Source organism: Streptomyces sp. AA4 (assembly GCF_000158875.1).
In the GTDB taxonomy this organism is placed as follows: Bacteria; Actinomycetota; Actinomycetes; order Mycobacteriales; family Pseudonocardiaceae; genus Amycolatopsis.
The window spans coordinates 4,975,832-4,991,386 of sequence record NZ_GG657746.1; the positions used below are offsets into that span (position 1 = coordinate 4,975,832).

At 68.2% G+C, this 15,555-nt stretch carries 16 protein-coding genes and 1 pseudogene; 2 read left to right on the forward strand and 15 right to left on the reverse strand.

All coding sequences use genetic code 11. From position 1 onward, the window contains the following. The first annotated feature begins 1,132 nt into the window (after window positions 1-1,132). Window positions 1,133-1,741 (forward strand): response regulator transcription factor, encoded by a 609-nt coding sequence (locus SSMG_RS22770; protein ID WP_009079803.1) that lies wholly within the window; start codon window positions 1,133-1,135, stop codon window positions 1,739-1,741. A 69-nt stretch (window positions 1,742-1,810) separates the two neighbouring features. Here the strand turns inward: SSMG_RS22770 and SSMG_RS22775 are convergent, their stop codons facing one another. From SSMG_RS22775 to SSMG_RS22795, 5 genes are all read right to left on the reverse strand, one after another. Then, complete coding sequence (locus SSMG_RS22775) at window positions 1,811-3,073, reverse strand: MFS transporter (RefSeq protein WP_050788256.1); 1,263 nt, start codon at window positions 3,071-3,073, stop codon at window positions 1,811-1,813. Next, on the reverse strand, window positions 3,070-3,357 hold the full coding sequence (locus SSMG_RS44870) for a hypothetical protein (RefSeq protein WP_037714554.1): 288 nt from the start codon (window positions 3,355-3,357) through the stop codon (window positions 3,070-3,072). Before SSMG_RS44870 ends, SSMG_RS22775 begins: the two co-directional genes overlap by 4 nt. A gap of 362 nt (window positions 3,358-3,719) precedes the next feature. Beyond that, window positions 3,720-4,199, reverse strand: coding sequence for a nitroreductase family deazaflavin-dependent oxidoreductase (locus SSMG_RS22785; RefSeq protein WP_009079809.1), 480 nt, complete (start codon window positions 4,197-4,199; stop codon window positions 3,720-3,722). 201 nt (window positions 4,200-4,400) lie between these two features. Further along, window positions 4,401-4,829: a heme-binding protein gene (locus SSMG_RS22790; RefSeq protein WP_234392885.1), complete on the reverse strand. Its 429-nt coding sequence runs from the start codon at window positions 4,827-4,829 to the stop codon at window positions 4,401-4,403. A gap of 617 nt (window positions 4,830-5,446) precedes the next feature. Next, a complete protein-coding gene (locus SSMG_RS22795) occupies window positions 5,447-6,748 on the reverse strand; it encodes a D-arabinono-1,4-lactone oxidase (protein ID WP_009079813.1) in 1,302 nt (433 codons plus the stop codon). 205 nt (window positions 6,749-6,953) lie between these two features. On the opposite strand from SSMG_RS22795, the gene SSMG_RS22800 reads away from it, so the two are divergent. Further along, window positions 6,954-8,117, forward strand: a complete 1,164-nt coding sequence (locus SSMG_RS22800) for a glycoside hydrolase family 1 protein (RefSeq protein WP_078560841.1) — start codon at window positions 6,954-6,956, stop codon at window positions 8,115-8,117. Between the two features lie 100 nt (window positions 8,118-8,217). Here SSMG_RS22800 and SSMG_RS22805 read toward each other — a convergent pair whose 3' ends face one another. The 10 genes and pseudogenes from SSMG_RS22805 to SSMG_RS22840 form a co-directional block, all read right to left on the reverse strand. Further along, window positions 8,218-9,711, reverse strand: a complete 1,494-nt coding sequence (locus SSMG_RS22805) for a UbiD family decarboxylase (protein WP_009079818.1) — start codon at window positions 9,709-9,711, stop codon at window positions 8,218-8,220. 6 nt (window positions 9,712-9,717) lie between these two features. Next, window positions 9,718-10,365, reverse strand: coding sequence for a UbiX family flavin prenyltransferase (locus SSMG_RS22810; RefSeq protein WP_009079821.1), 648 nt, complete (start codon window positions 10,363-10,365; stop codon window positions 9,718-9,720). Continuing rightward, a complete protein-coding gene (locus tag SSMG_RS46305; protein WP_199785960.1) occupies window positions 10,362-10,640 on the reverse strand; it encodes a hypothetical protein in 279 nt (92 codons plus the stop codon). The genes SSMG_RS22810 and SSMG_RS46305 overlap by 4 nt, the downstream gene beginning before the upstream one ends. Next, window positions 10,610-11,665: an amidohydrolase family protein gene (locus tag SSMG_RS22815; protein ID WP_199785961.1), complete on the reverse strand. Its 1,056-nt coding sequence runs from the start codon at window positions 11,663-11,665 to the stop codon at window positions 10,610-10,612. The genes SSMG_RS46305 and SSMG_RS22815 overlap by 31 nt, the downstream gene beginning before the upstream one ends. After that, window positions 11,655-11,987: a hypothetical protein gene (locus tag SSMG_RS22820; RefSeq protein ID WP_009079824.1), complete on the reverse strand. Its 333-nt coding sequence runs from the start codon at window positions 11,985-11,987 to the stop codon at window positions 11,655-11,657. The genes SSMG_RS22815 and SSMG_RS22820 overlap by 11 nt, the downstream gene beginning before the upstream one ends. After that, window positions 11,974-12,354 carry a Rieske (2Fe-2S) protein gene (locus tag SSMG_RS22825; RefSeq protein ID WP_009079825.1) on the reverse strand — a complete coding sequence of 127 codons (381 nt, stop codon included), beginning with the start codon at window positions 12,352-12,354 and terminating at the stop codon, window positions 11,974-11,976. The genes SSMG_RS22820 and SSMG_RS22825 overlap by 14 nt, the downstream gene beginning before the upstream one ends. Then, complete coding sequence (locus SSMG_RS47715) at window positions 12,351-12,956, reverse strand: aldehyde dehydrogenase family protein (protein WP_255409765.1); 606 nt, start codon at window positions 12,954-12,956, stop codon at window positions 12,351-12,353. The genes SSMG_RS22825 and SSMG_RS47715 overlap by 4 nt, the downstream gene beginning before the upstream one ends. 113 nt (window positions 12,957-13,069) lie before the next feature. Then, window positions 13,070-13,810: pseudogene (locus tag SSMG_RS47720) on the reverse strand (aldehyde dehydrogenase family protein); the annotation flags it as partial. 91 nt (window positions 13,811-13,901) lie between these two features. Beyond that, the gene (locus SSMG_RS22835) at window positions 13,902-14,165 is read right to left on the reverse strand and encodes a heme-binding protein (protein WP_009079829.1); all 264 of its coding nucleotides are present in this window, start codon (window positions 14,163-14,165) and stop codon (window positions 13,902-13,904) included. After that, entirely contained in the window at window positions 14,162-14,938 is a 777-nt protein-coding gene (locus SSMG_RS22840; RefSeq protein ID WP_009079831.1) for an SDR family NAD(P)-dependent oxidoreductase, read from the reverse strand. The genes SSMG_RS22835 and SSMG_RS22840 overlap by 4 nt, the downstream gene beginning before the upstream one ends. Window positions 14,939-15,555: the final 617 nt, after the last annotated feature.

Genomic DNA, 15,555 nt, shown 5'->3' on the forward strand with positions numbered 1-15,555 from the left:
GGCTTGCCCCGGGACCAGTCGGCCGTCCGCACGACCGAGCCGAAGATCCCGGCCCGGCTACCGCCTCGACGCGCACCTGCACCCGCCGTGTCTCCGCCAGGAGGAATTTCGCCGCGGCGAACCCGGCGCCCGCCACTAGGGCGAGGCGCGACCCCGGACCGCACGGCGCGCCAGATGTCGTCGCCCGGGTAAACCCAGGCTCCGCATTCCCCCAGCAACGCATCGCTGGCCCGTCTCAGCTGCCCTTCGCCCGCCTCCCGTCGCGGGACGGTGACACATTCCGCGTCCCGATCCCGGACGGATTCCGGTCCGATCTCCGTCCTCGGACTGCCACCAGACGAACGCGGCGGGCATGCACAGCGGGCACCGGCTGTGAGCGGATGGCAAGCCGGCGGCGGACCGGGCCAGGCCCGAACCGGTCAAGGTCGTGATATTTTCCCGGCGAGTGCCGGAAGAAGTCGACAGCCTCGCGGCGGCGAGCCCGCGGCTGTCGACGGCGGGCGACCGGCCGAAGCCACGGAACACTACCGCAGGTAGCGCAGGAACCGGACGTAGCCCGTGAGTGTCAAGACAGATCATCCGAACGGGTGGGTTCGGCGTGCCGAAATGAGGGTTCCCCGCATCTAGTATGAAATTGTCCGCGTACCTCCGGCCCCACCCAGTCGGCTCGCGAGGCGAGCGACCGGCGCAGGAAGGAATTCGTGAACGTGGCGGATGCTCCGGCGCCAGCCAGTCGCCGTATCGCCGGCTGCCGCGCGAATTCACGGTGTCTCCTCCGGTGCGGCCGCCGGGCCGGTGTCGCCGGCCTGCCCGCGCGCCCTTGCCCGGCGGTCCGGAAATCCGGGTCGCCGAGAGGGAAACGAGGATGCCGCGAGCTTTCCGCCTCCAGGGCGGGCAGCACCGCGGTGCACCGCGTCGCGCGCGGCGGGCTGAACCCCGGTTTCGCTCGGCGGCTCAGCGGCGCGGTGACGGTGGCAGACGTCCACTGTGCACTCCGTGTCGCCGGCCGGCTCGGCGGCACGGTCGGGACCGGGCGTCCGGGAGAACGGTTCGCCCTCGGTGTGTGCTCGCCCGCGCTGCCGTCCGGCTCGGGCGGAATCCCAGAATTCTTGTCACGACAGGAGACAGACGCGTGGTGATCCGGGTAGCGCTCGCCGAAGATCAGCGAGTCCTCCGCGAGGCTTTGGTCGCCTTGCTTCAGCTGGAGCGCGACCTCACGGTGGTCGGGGTGGCCGAACGGGGCGAGGAGGCCGTCCAGCTGGCCGGCAACGTGAAACCGGACGTGCTGATCCTCGACATCGGCCTTCCGGACGTCAGCGGCCTCACCGTGGCCTCCCGGGTCCGCGCCCGGCTCCCGGCGATCCGGATCCTGATGCTGACCTCGCTCGACAAACCGGGCGTCGTCCGCGAAGCCCTCACCCTCGGCGTCAACGGCTTTCTGCCCAAAGGCGTCGCGGCCGCCGAACTCGTCGAAGCCATTCGCGACGTGCACGCCGGCAAACGGGTCGTTTCGCCCGACCTGGTCTCCTCCGCGCTGGCCGCGGGGGAAAACCCCCTCACCCCCCGCGAACGCAGCATCCTCCAGCTGGCCGCGACCGGCACCCCTCCCCCGCAGATCGCCGGCCAGCTGCACCTGGCGGAAGGAACGGTGCGGAACTACATCACGCGGATCATCGCCAAACTGTCCGCGCGCAACGCGACCGACGCCATCCGGATCGCCCAGCATTACGGATGGCTTTGACCCCGCTCTCGCGGTCCGACGACGCCAGTTCGACACGGCGGCATACGCTGATGCCGCTCGCGGGACAGGTCACGCCACGCTTCTGATCGGCAGCACGCAGACCGCGGCAGCCAGGCCGGTGGCCGCGGAAGCGACGAACAGCGCGGGGAATCCACCCAGCGACGCGACAAGGACGCCGCCGACCGCCGCGGCGACGATCATCGGCAGAGCGCTCGAAAGCTGCAGGATGCCGAGGTCCTTGCCCCGGTCTTCAGCATGCGGCAGCACCTGCGTGACGACGGCCTGGTCGACGGAGAGGTACGCGCCGTATCCGAACCCGAGAAGCGACGCGCCCGCGATCGCCGCCGGGAAAGTCGGCACGAACGCGAGGATCAGGGCGGCTGCCCCCTGTGCGGCCGACGACCACACGACGACTCGCTTGCGTTTTCCGGTCCGGTCCGAGTGGCGGCCGACGGGGACCGCGATGACCACGATGCCCGCCGTGTAGCACACCATCAGCAGAAGGGTGCCGAGGTCGGGATCGACGTGCACCTCGTCTTTCAGATATTGGTAAAGGAAAACCTGGGCGAGCGCGTTCGACAGATTGATCAGCGCCCGCTGTCCGCACACCCAAGCGAAATCCGCGCTGCGCAGCGGCGTGAAGATCCCGGTGGCGATCGCGCGAAGAGCCAGCGGAGGACGTTCCGCTCGCCGCAACGGCGTACCGCGGACGCGAAGACCGAACGGAAGCACACACAGCAACAGCAGCAACGCCAGTCCGACGTAAGCGTCCAGGACTCCGGTGAGCAAGAAGGTCACCACCGCGACGCCGATGAGCGGCCCGACCGCGGTGCCCACCGCGAGATAACCCGAGACTCTGCCCCGCTGGCTGGTCGGCACGTCGTCGGGAAGCGCCGCGGACAGCGCGACGACGACGGCGGACATGCCCGCGGTGAATACGCCCCATGCGATGACGACGCCCACAACGGTGTGCTGGAAACCTTGGAACACGAACGCGACCGCGGCCAGCAGACCTCCGTAGACGATCCACACCTGCCGCCGGCCCGTGCGATGCAAAGTGCGGTCGGACAGCGCTCCGACGAGAATCGACACGATCACCGTCACCACAGCCGCGCTCGCGTTCGCCCAGCTCTGGGCGGCCACTGCGGTTTCCTCGCCGGCCGCGATCAGATTGGCCTGCCGAGGCAGGACGATCTGCTGTGCGCCGTAGTTGGCGAGGAACAGGCCCAGGTACGCGAAAGACCAGGTGGCCGTCCACTTGCGCCCGACCGGGAGCACTGGCTCGTCCAGAGCGGACCGGCCGCGCGCCGCCGGGGCCACGCCCGCGGTCATGCCTCCGCCGCCGTCACGTTCGCCAGCCGTCTGTTCTCGTTGACCGGCCCCGCGCGGTCCAGCACATCGCGGAAACCCCGCCTGGAACACGCCGTGAGAAGGTTCTTCGCGCTGTCGGGCGTGCACTCGTGAATGCCGCCGTCCGGTTCGGGACATCCGCCGACGGCGTCGTCCGGATCGGCGGCACGCACGACTCCGCCCGCCCAGTCCGCGCGGCGGCGGCCGCGGGGCGAAGCCGACCCGGGCGGAAGCTGCCGCACGGTGAAGGTCAGCTGACGAATCATGGAACGCGCACCTCTCGCTTTGTTCGAGGAGAAGACCCGGGCTAGGACCGGACCGTCAGTTCGGCATGCAATCAAGCCGGACGAAACGGCCAAGTCGAAATCCCGCTTGTCTCAAGAACGGAAACGGCTGCCGTCCTGATGGTTTCGCCAATGAGAAGCAAGCCTCTCGGCCATCCTGCCTGGCGAGCGCCTTTAACGACAGGGACCGGCCCGCGAATCCACCATACCGTTATCCGCGGGAACAGTTGCTCCGCACCCGCCTGGACAAGGTCATTTCTCGCCCGTGAAAGCTTCATCTCGGCCCCGCCTCGCTTTCCGGAACGGGCTGCGCGTGAAGACCTTGCGGGCTTGCCCTGGCCGGGTCACGCGGGCGATTTTGTGCGTTCCAGGAGGAATACCCGGATTTCGCGGCGGGCGGCGCGTTCGGCGTAACGGTCGTAGGCGGGCCAGTACGAGGCGACGGCGTCCCACATTTCCTGTCGTTCGGCGTCTTTCAGCAGGCGGCCGCGGACGGGGACGATGCGGCCGCGTACGGAGACCGTCGCGTCGGGGCGAGACAGGAGGTTCGCCGTCCAGGCGGGATGGTTTTCCCCGCCCCAGTTCGAGCCGATCACGACGTAGCCGCCAGAGCGTTCGACGTACAGCAGCGGAACCTGTCGCGGCTCGCCGGTGGTGCGGCCGATTGTCGTGAGCAGGAGCGACCGCAGCCCGATTGCCGCGCCGAGGCCCACCCGGCCGCCGCTGATGCGGAGGAGCAGACGGTCGACGGGCATCAACGCCCGCCCGAACGCGGCGAATGCCTTGCTGCGGCCCAAACCCGCGAAGATCTTGCGCAGTTTCATGACCGGAAGGCTACGGCGAAGCGGACGGCCGGGCATCTCGGCGCCGCGAGACCGCTCAGCACTGGAGTTCGACGGCCGCAGTTTGGTCCCGCGAAATCCGGAAGGGCTGCCCGCACAACGGTTTCCTGATCGTGCCGGATCTCGCGGCCGCCGCTGGCAGGTCGCCTGGCCGACGGTGCCGGAGAGCGGCCCGTCCGGCGGCTACGCCCCATCGTCGAGAACTTTCAGGGAGGAAACCGCCGACAGCGCGACAGCAGCGTCTTGCCGCGACGTTCCGCCGGCCACGCCGAGCGCCCCCATGGTCCGGCCGCTCAGCGCGATCGGCTCTCCTCCGGGCAAGGGCAAGAATCGCTCCACCGTCGTCGCGTCGCCGGGCAGAACAAGGCAATCCTCGAGCAGGTCCGACCAATCCGCGGTCGAGCGCCCGGTTCTCGCCGCGGTGAACGCCTTGTCCTGCGAAAGAGCGCAGCTGAACAAAGGCGCCTCCGGCTGGCGCTCGAAGTAGAGAAGATGAGCGTCCGCGTCGACAACGGCGAAACTGAGCGCGACCCCCAGGTCTCGCGCCTCAGCTTTGGCCACGTCGATCAGGATCGAGATCCACAGGTAATCGGGGCGTTTCAGTCCAGCCATGGTCAGCACCCGGGCGCCTTCACCGGGAAATCAGCCGACAGGACGGCCGGGGCGCCGAATCCTCCGGAAATCCGCGTCCGTCGAGCCCGGTCGCGCACGATTCCGTCCTGGCGGGCTGCGCCGGACGAAGGCCGGCCCGAAGAAAACACCATTGTCCTTTCTGATCGAGCGACGGGGTGGTTTGCGCATCCGGAGTCGCCGCCGCGGGGAACGCGTCCCCTGGGCGCTCCTCGAACCAGCTCACCCGGTAACAGCGGCTGTGCCGACGGAGCGGACAGTGCCCGGTGTTCCGGGCGGCTCCGGACTGCCAGACCTGCCCGCCTTCCGCTTCTTCGCCGGGTCTTCGTTGCTTCGAGCGCATAGTTCCAAGGTCCGTCGCCGGCCCTCGCCGCGACCGTCAACAGGTCGGCACGAGCCCGATCGTGCCCGCGGCACCACCGTCCACTTAGTCCACTTTGCCGCAATCGCACTCTCCTCGTGTTTCCCGAAGGGGTTAGCCGTCGAATCGCTCGGTTCAGATGCTTGAAATGCGCCGAAAGGGGAAATCTCAGACACGCGGACGACCGGAATCTCACCGAACCGACCCGCACAGCCGTTCCCTGTTCGAACCGGACTGATCAGACGGTTCCCAGGACCCGGTCGAGGTAGGTGTTGGCGAATGTCCCGGCCGGGTCGCATTCCTTGCGGATGCGGAGGAAGTCGTCGAAGTGCGGGTAGCGGGTGCGGAGCACGGACGCGTCGAGGTCGTGCATTTTGCCCCAGTGCGGTCGTCCGCCGACCTGGCCCGCGATGTTCTCGAACGCGGTGAAGTAGTCGCGGTAGGGCATGCCGAGGAACTGGTGGATCGCGATGTAGGCGGAGTCGCGGCCGTGCGCGGTGGACAGCCAGATGTCGTCGGCGGCGGCCACGCGCACCTCGACCGGGAACGCGACCGGGTCTTTCAGCCGCGGCACCGCCGCGCGCAGTTCGGCCAGCACGTCGAGCACGGATTCGCGCGGGACCGCGTATTCGGATTCCACGAACCGCACCCCGCGGTGGGTGACGAACACGCGGTGCGACAGGTCGCTGTACTCGCGCGGCGAGGACACCTGGGAGGCGAACGCGCCGAGCGGGCGGACCAGTTTCGGCACCGCGCGCCCGAGCCGGCACAGGCCGCCGAACGCGACGTTCTCGGTGAGTTCGTAGTCCACGAACTGGCGCAGGCGGGACAACGGTTTCCGCGCGGCGTCCAGCGGCAGCCGGTTGTTGCGCTTCACCAACGCCTTGCTGCCGTAGGGGAACCAGTAGAACTCGAAGTGGTCGTTGCCCGCCGCGTTGTCGTCGAACCCTTCCAGGACCTGTTCCAGCGGCTCCGGGCGTTCCTGCGCGGAGAGCACGAAGGACGGTTCGCACTGCAGCGTCACCGTGCTGATCACGCCCACCGCGCCGAGACCGACGCGGGCGGCGTGGAACAGCTCCGGACGCTCGTCGGCCGCGCAGCGGACCACCGAACCGTCGGCGAGGACCAGTTCCAGCGCGACGATCTGGGTCGAGATCCCGCCGAACCGCGCGCCGGTGCCGTGCGTGCCGGTGGAAATCGCGCCCGCGATCGTCTGCGCGTCGATGTCGCCCAGGTTCGTCATCGCCAGCCCGAGCGCGTCGAGCGCCGCGTTGAGAGCGCGCAAAGTGGTGCCGGAACGCACGGTGACCTGCTGGTTCTCCAGGTCGGCGCGGGCGATTCCGGTCCACCCGGTCAGGTCCAGCGCGTCGGAATCGGCGGCCGCGATCGCGGTGAACGAATGCCCGCTGCCCCACGCGCGAACCCGGCGCCCGGCTCCGGAAATCCCGTGCACGACCTCGGCGATCTCGGCCGTGCTGCGCGGCCGGTGCACCCGCTGCGGGGTGGCCTTGGCCGTTCCGGCCCAGTTGCTCCACGTCATTGCGGCACCTGTTCTTCGCTGGAAGGTTCCCACGACAAATTCACGATATTCGCGTTTCAATCGATGGTGTCGTAGTGTAGGCGGCGAATTCGCTACTCGGACCGCGCTCGCGGGCAAAACCGGCATGATGATGAAGAATTGCACATCCGGAAGCCGAGAATCTCACGCCCGCGTCCCGGGCGTCCGCGAGGAGAGGTTGTTCAGCGTGGACTATCCGGTCTTCCCGCCCGGTTTCCTGTGGGGCGTCTCGGCCGCGGCGTTACGCTCCTCCGAGGACGTCGCCCTGATGGCCGACCTCGGCGTCGGCGCCTACCGGATGTCGATCGCCTGGCCGCGCATCCAGCCCGACGGCGCCGGAAAGCCCAACGCGGAAGGACTTTCCTACTACGACAAGCTGATCGACGAGGTCTGCGCGGCCGGAATCGCCCCGGCGATCACCCTGTACCACTGGGACACCCCGCAGCCGATCGAGGACAAGGGCGGCTGGCTCTCCCGTGACACCGCCTACCGCTTCGCCGAATACGCCACGATCGTGGGCGAGCATTTCGCCGATCGGGCGAAACTCTGGATCCCGCTCAACGAGCCGATGGTGATGCCGATCCACGGCACCAGTGAGTTCCTGCTGTTCGTCGTCCTCCCGACGGCGCATCACCAGAATCTCGCCCACGGGCTGGCGGTGCAGGCGCTGCGTGCGGCGGGCGCGACCGGCATCGGCACCGCGAACAACCACTCGCCGGTCTGGCCCGAACACGACACCGCCGCCGACCGCGAGGCCGCCGACTGGCTCGACGCGCTGATCAACCGCACCTTCGCCGACCCGATGCTGCTCGGCAGCTACCCCGAACAAGTCCACCCGCACCTGCCGGACAACTTCGCCGACGACCTCGCCGACATCGCGCAGCCGCTCGACTTCTACGGCGTCAACTACTACGAACCCCAAGGCGCGACCGCCCCCGGCGAGGGCAACCCGCTGCCGTTCGAACTACGCCCGATCGAGGGTTATCCGCTGACCACCAACGACTCGCCGATCGTCCCGCACGCGCTGCGCGAACTGCTGGTGTCCTTCCACGAGCGCTACCGCGAACACCTCCCGCCCATCCAGATCACCGAAAACGGCTGCAGTTTCGCCGACGAACCCGCCGCCGACGGCAGCGTCCCCGACCCCGAACGGATCGAATTCCTCGCCAGCCACCTGCACGCCCTGCGCGAAGCCATGGAGGCCGGCGTCGACGTGCGCGGATACTTCGTCTGGTCCCTGCTCGACAACCTCGAATGGTCCAACCGCTTCGGGCTCGTGCACGTCGACTACGAAACCCAACGCCGCACCCCCAAGGACTCCTTCGCCTGGTACCGGAAACTGATCCGGTAACGCCCTCGGTGCACTTGCTCCTCTCGGTCCCCACGCATGCGGTGTCGCCCCCGGTGCGTCACTGTCGCCCGGCTACGGCGGCTGCTGGCCGCGACACGCGTCAGGTCCACCCCGGCAGAAACCGCTCCACGTCCACGTCCTGGAACGGCGACCGGATGAAGCGGTCCCGAAGGTTCCACGGCACGGTGCAGTCGAAGATGACCTTCGTCGACAGGCCCGGCTCGGCGTTCGTCCACAGGAAGTCCGGACTGGCGGAGGGATCGAGCGCATGGCACCGGACCCCGGGAATCGGGATCACCGACCGTTCGGCCTGGAAACGCGTCGTCATCGCCCAGAGGACGTCGTCGGTGTCGAAGACGTCGACGTCGTCGTCGACCAGGATGACGTGCTTCATCTCCGGGAACGCCCCGAACGCCACGATCGCGGCCTGCCGCTCCCTGCCCTGGTCCGCCGCGCTCCGCTTGGCGATCTGGAGAATCCCGACGTACTTGCCGCCGCCGGACGGGTGTGCGTAGAGGTCCTTCACCAGTCCCGGAAGCGCGTTCTCCAGCGCCTGCGCCAGCGACCCCTCGGTCGGGATCCCCGCCAGGCTGACGTGCTCCTCCCCCGGGCCGACCAGCGTCTGCAGAATGGGCCGGGTGCGGGTGGTGATCGCCGACACCTTGAGGACGGGCAGCGACGGGTTCGCCGTGCCGTCGTATCCGGGGAATTCCGGCATCGCGAACCCGGTCCCGGTGTTCTGGTCCTCCGCGACCCGGCGCCCGGGTAGAAGGTGCCCTTCGATGACGATCTCCGCCGACGCGAGCGCGTACTCGTCCACCGACTTCGCCTTCACCAGCTCCACCGGGGAGCCCTTGAGACCGCCGGCGAACTCCAGTTCGTCGAACCCGTACGGGGTCGACGGCGGTTCGAACGAGACCGCCAGGTACTCGACCGGCGAGATGCCCATCGAAACAGTGATCGGCATCGGCTCGCCGCGCGCGTCGTACTTTTCGTACATGCGGCCGATGTGCCTGCCCGGCAGCATGAACACCGAAAGCTCGTCGCGGCCCTGCACGCACAGCCGGTGGATCGTGACATCGTGGCTCCCGGTGTCCGGATCCGTTCCCCGCAGCACCGCCATGCAGAAGTACGGACCGGCGTCCTCGGGCGTATTGGTCGGCGCGGGCAGGATCTTCCTGAGGTCGAAGCCCGGGTCCGACGCGAGCAGCACCTGCTCCTGGCACGCGGCTTCCGGGACGACGACGGGAGTCTTGGCGTGTTTCATCGCGGACAGCATGTGCTGCCCCAACCGCCGCTCGTCGGCTCCCAGGAACAGCGCGACGCGCTTGCGCGAGGCGAGCACACCCACTACCACCGGGATGTCGTAGCCCTTGACGTTCTCGAACAGCATCGCCGGACCCACCCTGGTGGGCCGGGACACCGTGCCGCCGGCGCCCACTTTTTTGTAGACGCCCGCCAGTTCCGCTTGCGGGGAAACCTCCACCGCGGTCGAAACGAACTGTCCGTCATGCCGCTTCAGGAGTTCGATTCCTTCCCGCAGATCCTTGACGGGAGCCTTCGGTGCGCCGTCGGCGAGTTCTTCGTCAGCCATCGTGTGTCACCCTTCGAACCGAGCCGGCGCTTCCCCGGCAGAACCGTGCGCCCGGGAATGCACCGAGGCGCGCAAACCGGCGTCCCAGCGCGGGAAGACGTCCGTGTGGATACCGAACTGGTCCAGCGCCCGGCCGACCGTGTGGTCGACGATCTCCTCCAGCGAGGACGGATTGTGGTAGAAGGCAGGCACCGGAGGGAAAACGGTCCCGCCCGCCTCGGTCACCGTCGCCATGTTCCGGAGGTGGACCAGGTTCAACGGCGCTTCTCTCGTCAGCAGCACCAGCCGGCGGCGCTCTTTCAGCGTCACGTCCGCGGCCCGCGAAACCAGCGAACCGGTGACCCCGGACGCGATCTCGCCCAGCGTCCGCATCGACGCCGGGGCGATCAGCATTCCCCCGGTCAGGAAGGAGCCCGACGAGATCGGGGCGCCGACGTCCGTGTGGTGGTAAGCGACATCCGCGCGCCCGGCCAGTTCCGCGGCGTCCAGCCCGGTTTCGTACGAACTGGTCAGCGAGCCGGCCTTCGTCACCACGAGATGGGTCTCGATGCCCGCCGCACGCAGCACGTCCAGCGCGCGCACCGCGTAGATCGCGCCCGAAGCGCCGGTGACGGCGACGACAATCCGCCGTACCGGAACGTCCAACAATTTCACCGGATTCTCCTCCGTTGTTCGCCGCGTTTCACGACGGTTCGGCCTTCCGCACGGCGGCCAGCTTGTCGAAGACGCGCAACGCCCGTTCCGCCGAGAATGTTTTCCTTCGCGTGCTCGGAAATGCCCTCGATCGACATGATCCGGCCCGGGGTGTCGAAATCCCAGTGCGGCCAGTCGGACGAGTACATCAAGGTGTTCTCGGCGTCGATCGCCTTCAGCGTCCCCAGCAGCAGATCGCGGTCGGTCATCTCGATCGGCTGCGACGTGTAGTACATCTCCCGCATGTACTCGCTCGGCGGCTTGCGCAGCAGCGGGCGTCGGACATGCGCAGGATGTACTCGTGGTCCAGCCGCTGCATCAGGAACGGAATCCACGCCAGTCCGCTCTCGATCCAGATGGTCTTCAACCCGGGAAACCGCTCCGGGATCCCGTTGAAAATCCAGTTGGTCAGGTGCGTGATATTGCAGGTGACGAAAGAAATCGCGTGCACCGCGGTGAACCGGTTCATCGTCGAGGTCATCGAATCGCCCCACGACGGGCCGGCGTGGAACCCGATCGGCAGGCCCAGCCGCTCCAGTTCGGCGTAGACCGGCATGTACTTGTTGTCGTGGACGCTGATGTGCCGCTGGCTGGTCACCAGGAACCCGATGACGTCGGGATGGTCGTGGTACTCCCGGATGGCGTCCAGCGAGAGGCCGGGGTCCCCGAACGGCAGCCCCAGCATCGTCTTGATGCGCGGGTCCCGGCCGAGGATGTTCTCGACGAACCACTTGTTGTAGGCGACCTGCAGCTGCGCCGCGATCCCCGGGTGCGGATGCAGGCCGATCTCGAGCATCGGCTGCGGGAAGACGATCTGGACGTCGATGCTCATCGCGTCCATCGCCCGCCGCACGAGCGTGACGTCCCGGTGGTACGGACCGGGCGGCACCGGCTCCGCGAGCGTCGCCTGGTGCGGCACCCGTCCCGCCACGTCCTGGAAGGTCAGGCCCGCGACATGATTCGACAGCGCCAGGTGCCCTGCCTGCGGCCAGTTGTTCGAAATCTGCCTGCCGTAGTCCCGCAGCACCGGATCGCCGATGTCCTCGAGGATGTCGGGCCACGAGTCGAGTTCGATGTGATGCGAGTCAACGTCGACGATGAACTTGTCCGCCAGCCCGAACGCTTCGGTGTCGCGGGCGGCGTTGGCCAGGATCTCGCGCGAGTCGGTCGCGATGGTGATCTCTTGCGTCGAGCGCACCGTGACCGGGGGCGTGCCGGAGCCGCCGGACCGCGGGCGAGGGGAATTCGTGTCACCAGACATGCTGTTGTTCGATCCCTTCGATTGCCGGGACCCGGGAGAGCCAGAGCGCCAGGTCGAACGTGTTCAAATCGTGGGCCGCCATGATCGCCGAGATCAGCACGACCGCGTCGGTGCTGGTCGCCAGGCCCGGATCAAGCCGGGGAAGGCTCTTCGCCGACTGCGCGGAAGCCGTGTAGAGCGACGTGGCGTCAGCTACCAAGGCGGACAGCTTCTCGGCGGTGATCGTCGCGCTTCCGCCGTTTCGAAGGCGCTCGACCGCCGAGTGCAGGCCGTCGATCGCGCGGGTCAACTCGTCGCTCGCCGCTTGTTCACAGGCTGACATACACGGTTCCTTCGTCTTCGTACACCGGCACCGCGGCGAGGCTGAAATTCGGCAGTGCCGCGTGCTCGCCGGTCTTGATGACGAATTCCGAACCGTGCCAGGGACAGACCACGTGCATTTCGGATTCGTCGAAGTACATGCCGTGCGCGGTTCCGTCGGGGTCGATCCGCTCGCGGACCCTCGGGACGATCCGTCCTTGGCAGGCCGGTCCTCCTTGGTGCGGGCACACGTTGTGGTAGGCGTACAGCTCGCCGTCGAGACGGAAGATCCCGATCGTCGTCGTGCCGATGTCGACGATCAGCCGCCCGCGCTCCTCGATGTCCGTCGACGAGGCGACGACAACCGGGGCGGCACCGGTGGCGGTCATGAGGCGGCTCCTCTCGCGGGCGCGGGTGCGCAGCTGATCCAGCGCGTGTCGGTGAAGGCTTGTGCGTTGTTCGTCCCGCCGAACGGAGAACCGGCGCCGGACGCCCGGACGCCCGCCATCGGCGCCAGGGGCGAGTCGACGATCGTCTGGTCGTTGATGTGCGCGATGCCGGTCGGGATCCGGTCGGCGACCGCGCGGCCGCGGGCGAGGTCCGCGGTGAGAATGCTCAGGCTCAGGCCGTATTCCGAATCCGCGGCGAGCGCTATCGCGTCTTCGGTGTCGGCGAACGTCCGCACCGAGGCCACCGGGCCGAAGACCTCTTCCGCGTAAGCCGGCGTGTCCGCGGCGACGTTCGTCAGCACGGTCGGTTCGTAGAACAGCTGGTCGAACTCGCCGCCGGTGACGACGGTCGCTCCGCCCTCGACGCTTCGCTTCACCAGCGAATGCACCCGGTCCCGCTGCCGCGCGTCGATGATCGGCCCGATCGTGACCTTCTCGTCCAGGCGCGGATCCCCGATGCGAAGCGACCGGGCGATCGCGGCGAGCTTGGCGACGTACTCCTCGGCGACGTCCTCGTGCACGAGATGCCGCCCGGTCGCCATGCAGATCTGCCCCTGGTTGAAGAACGATCCGGCGGCCCCCAGCCGCGCCGCCAGTCCAGGTCCACGTCCGGGAAGACCAGCAGCGCGGAATTCCCGCCGAGCTCCAGGTGCGCTCTCGTCAGGTTCCGCGCCGCCGCGGCGGACACCGCCAGCCCGGCCCGCGTCGAGCCGGTGAACGAAACCACGTCCACGCCCTTGTCCGCGACGAGCGCCGCTCCGATGCTTCCGTCTCCCGGCAGGACCGCGAACACGCCCTCCGGCAGACCGGCCAGCTCAAGCGCCCGGGCGAGAAGCACGCCTCCGGAAACCGCGGTCCTCGGGTCCGGCTTCAGCACCACCGCGTTGCCCAGCGCCAGCGCGGGCGCCACCGATCTCGCCGCCAGCTGCAGCGGAGCGTTGAACGGGGCGATCACTCCGGCGACTCCGCACGGAATCCGGACCGCCACTCCCTGCTGGCGCGGATCCTGCTGGGCAAGCACTTCGCCGCAGGGCTGCACCGCCAACGCGGCCGCGGCGAAGAACTCGCCGGTCGCCAAGCGGATCTCGAACGACGCCTTCTCCCGAGGGCTCCCCGCCTCGCGGATCAGCCAGTCGGCCACCTCGTCCGACCAGTCCGCCAGCAGCTCCCCGGCGGAGCGAAGCACCCGTGCTCTCTCCTCCGCGGGACGCGCCGCCCATCCCGGCTGGGCGGACCGCGCGAGCGCCACCGCTTGACCGACGTCCTCGGCGGAGGCCGAACCGATGGTTCCCAGCACGGCTCCGGTCGCCGGTTCGACCACCTCCGTGGAGGTCTTCGCCGGACACCAGCCTCCCAGGTAAAGCGAGTCTCTCCAGATCTCGATATCCGCTAGCACTGCGCAAACATCTCCTCTCCAGCGCCAAGGCGCGATGCCGCGAGCGCGGCCGGCAGCACCGGCTGAGCGCGGTCCGGACGCCGATTTCTCCTCATCGGCCGATCGCGCGACGGCCCGCAAGGCCGCGGGGCACCACGAGGTCCTCGTCGACCATGTCCGGCCAATCGGCCGTCGACCGCCCTTTCGTTGCCGCGGTGTCCGCCTTCTCCGGGGAAAGCGGACCACTGAACAACGGCGCTCCCGGCTGCCTTTCGGAGCAAAGGAGGTCCACGCCGCCGTCGACGACAGCGAAGCCGAAAGCAGCTTCGCTCGGGTGCGGGATCCAGGCCGGGTCAGCCAATCCGGCCACGGTCACGCCCCGTGAATCTGCGCGAACTGGAATTGCCCGGTGATGGCGACGAACTCCCGCGGCAGGATGAGCCGGGGCGACGAATCGCTGCCGTCGGCGAGGTCGGCGAGCGCCTCGATCAGCTCGCGCGGGTCGTGCTGCCCCTCCAGCAGTCCGCGGTGATCCTGGTCCGCTGCCCAGACCGTGGCTTGCGGAGCGTTCTCGACCAGGCGTTCGTTGAACCCGGTCGCATACGGCCCCGGGTTGACGATGTGCACGGAAACCGGGGTTCCCTCGGTTTCGTTCTGCATCTCGACGGCCATCGCGTCGAGCGCGTGCTTGCTCATCGAATACGCGCCCGCGCCCTCGCTCACCAGAAGCCCGGCGACCGAGGAGACCACCACGACCCGGCCGGGCCGGCTGTCCCGGTGGAATCTGGCGAGCACCCGCTGCGTCAGGTCGAGAGTTCCGAAAACATTCACCTCGAAAACGTGCCGGACCAGTTCGAGCGGGCTCTCGGAGATCGGCCCCTGCGCGCCGAATCCGGCGTTGTTGACCAGGACGTCGATCTCCAATTCGCCCGCGCTCGCGACATCGGCGGGGTCGGTCAGGTCCAGTTTGCGGATTTCCACCCTGCTCGACGCGGACGAGAATTCGCTGCGCAGATTATCGGCCTGGACCTCGTTCAGCACCCCGGCGACCACCCGGTGCCCGCGCTGCTCGAGCAGGCGGGTCACCCCCAGGCCGAATCCGCTTCCGGCCCCGGTCACCAACACGCGTCTGCTGATCGCCGCGCACATGCAGTTCTCCCTCTCTGTCCCGACGCGGCGACGTCCCGATCAGCCGCCGCGAAAGCGATGTCGCCGACTCGCGCGGTTTCCTTGCGGGGGCGACTGCTCGTCGCGCCGTCGGACGGGCTCGATTGCCAGGCTGAATGCCGCTGAACGTGCCGATGACACTACAAGCGACCGCGCCGGACGGCCCGCCGAGATCGGCGAATCGCGGAGAAATAATGAATTATTCACGGTCCTATATAACCTGCGCACTCTCGGACGAATTAACCAAATCGACCGTTTTCGTGAGCCGTTGGCGCATGACGTCCCGCATGGCGGATGAATTTCTGAACTTCTTTCCGACGCCTGCGAACAAGGCAGCAGACGGCCTTGCCCCCATCGGGTTCACGCGGCGGAACTCTGCCGTTGCCCGACTGCGCGGGCGTCGCGTACGGCCCGAAAAATCCAGGCGCTTTACGCGGAGACCGCGCGCACGGTTGAGTTTTCGTCAACGCGAAACCGGGAGCGGCCGAACCAGCCGGGCTTCATGGAATGCCATGGAATCGCGTTGACGCCGATCAGCCGCCCCGTCAGCGCTCCGCAGGTCTTCGCCGGTCCTGCCTCCGGCGACGAAAAACGCGCCT

Bases quoted from the DNA above. Each gene is read 5' to 3' on its own strand.
- SSMG_RS22825 (WP_009079825.1), bottom strand. From the start codon at position 12,354: ATGACCGCCACCGGTGCCGCCCCGGTTGTCGTCGCCTCGTCGACGGAC.
- SSMG_RS22840 (WP_009079831.1), bottom strand. From the start codon at position 14,938: ATGTGCGCGGCGATCAGCAGACGCGTGTTGGTGACCGGGGCCGGAAGC.
- SSMG_RS22785 (WP_009079809.1), bottom strand. From the start codon at position 4,199: ATGAAACTGCGCAAGATCTTCGCGGGTTTGGGCCGCAGCAAGGCATTC.
- SSMG_RS22805 (WP_009079818.1), bottom strand. From the start codon at position 9,711: ATGGCTGACGAAGAACTCGCCGACGGCGCACCGAAGGCTCCCGTCAAG.
- SSMG_RS22820 (WP_009079824.1), bottom strand. From the start codon at position 11,987: ATGTCAGCCTGTGAACAAGCGGCGAGCGACGAGTTGACCCGCGCGATC.
- SSMG_RS22790 (WP_234392885.1), bottom strand. From the start codon at position 4,829: ATGGCTGGACTGAAACGCCCCGATTACCTGTGGATCTCGATCCTGATC.
- SSMG_RS22815 (WP_199785961.1), bottom strand. From the start codon at position 11,665: ATGTCTGGTGACACGAATTCCCCTCGCCCGCGGTCCGGCGGCTCCGGC.
- SSMG_RS46305 (WP_199785960.1), bottom strand. From the start codon at position 10,640: ATGTACTACACGTCGCAGCCGATCGAGATGACCGACCGCGATCTGCTG.
- SSMG_RS44870 (WP_037714554.1), bottom strand. From the start codon at position 3,357: ATGATTCGTCAGCTGACCTTCACCGTGCGGCAGCTTCCGCCCGGGTCG.
- SSMG_RS22775 (WP_050788256.1), bottom strand. From the start codon at position 3,073: ATGACCGCGGGCGTGGCCCCGGCGGCGCGCGGCCGGTCCGCTCTGGAC.
- SSMG_RS22795 (WP_009079813.1), bottom strand. From the start codon at position 6,748: ATGACGTGGAGCAACTGGGCCGGAACGGCCAAGGCCACCCCGCAGCGG.
- SSMG_RS47715 (WP_255409765.1), bottom strand. From the start codon at position 12,956: ATGGCGACCGGGCGGCATCTCGTGCACGAGGACGTCGCCGAGGAGTAC.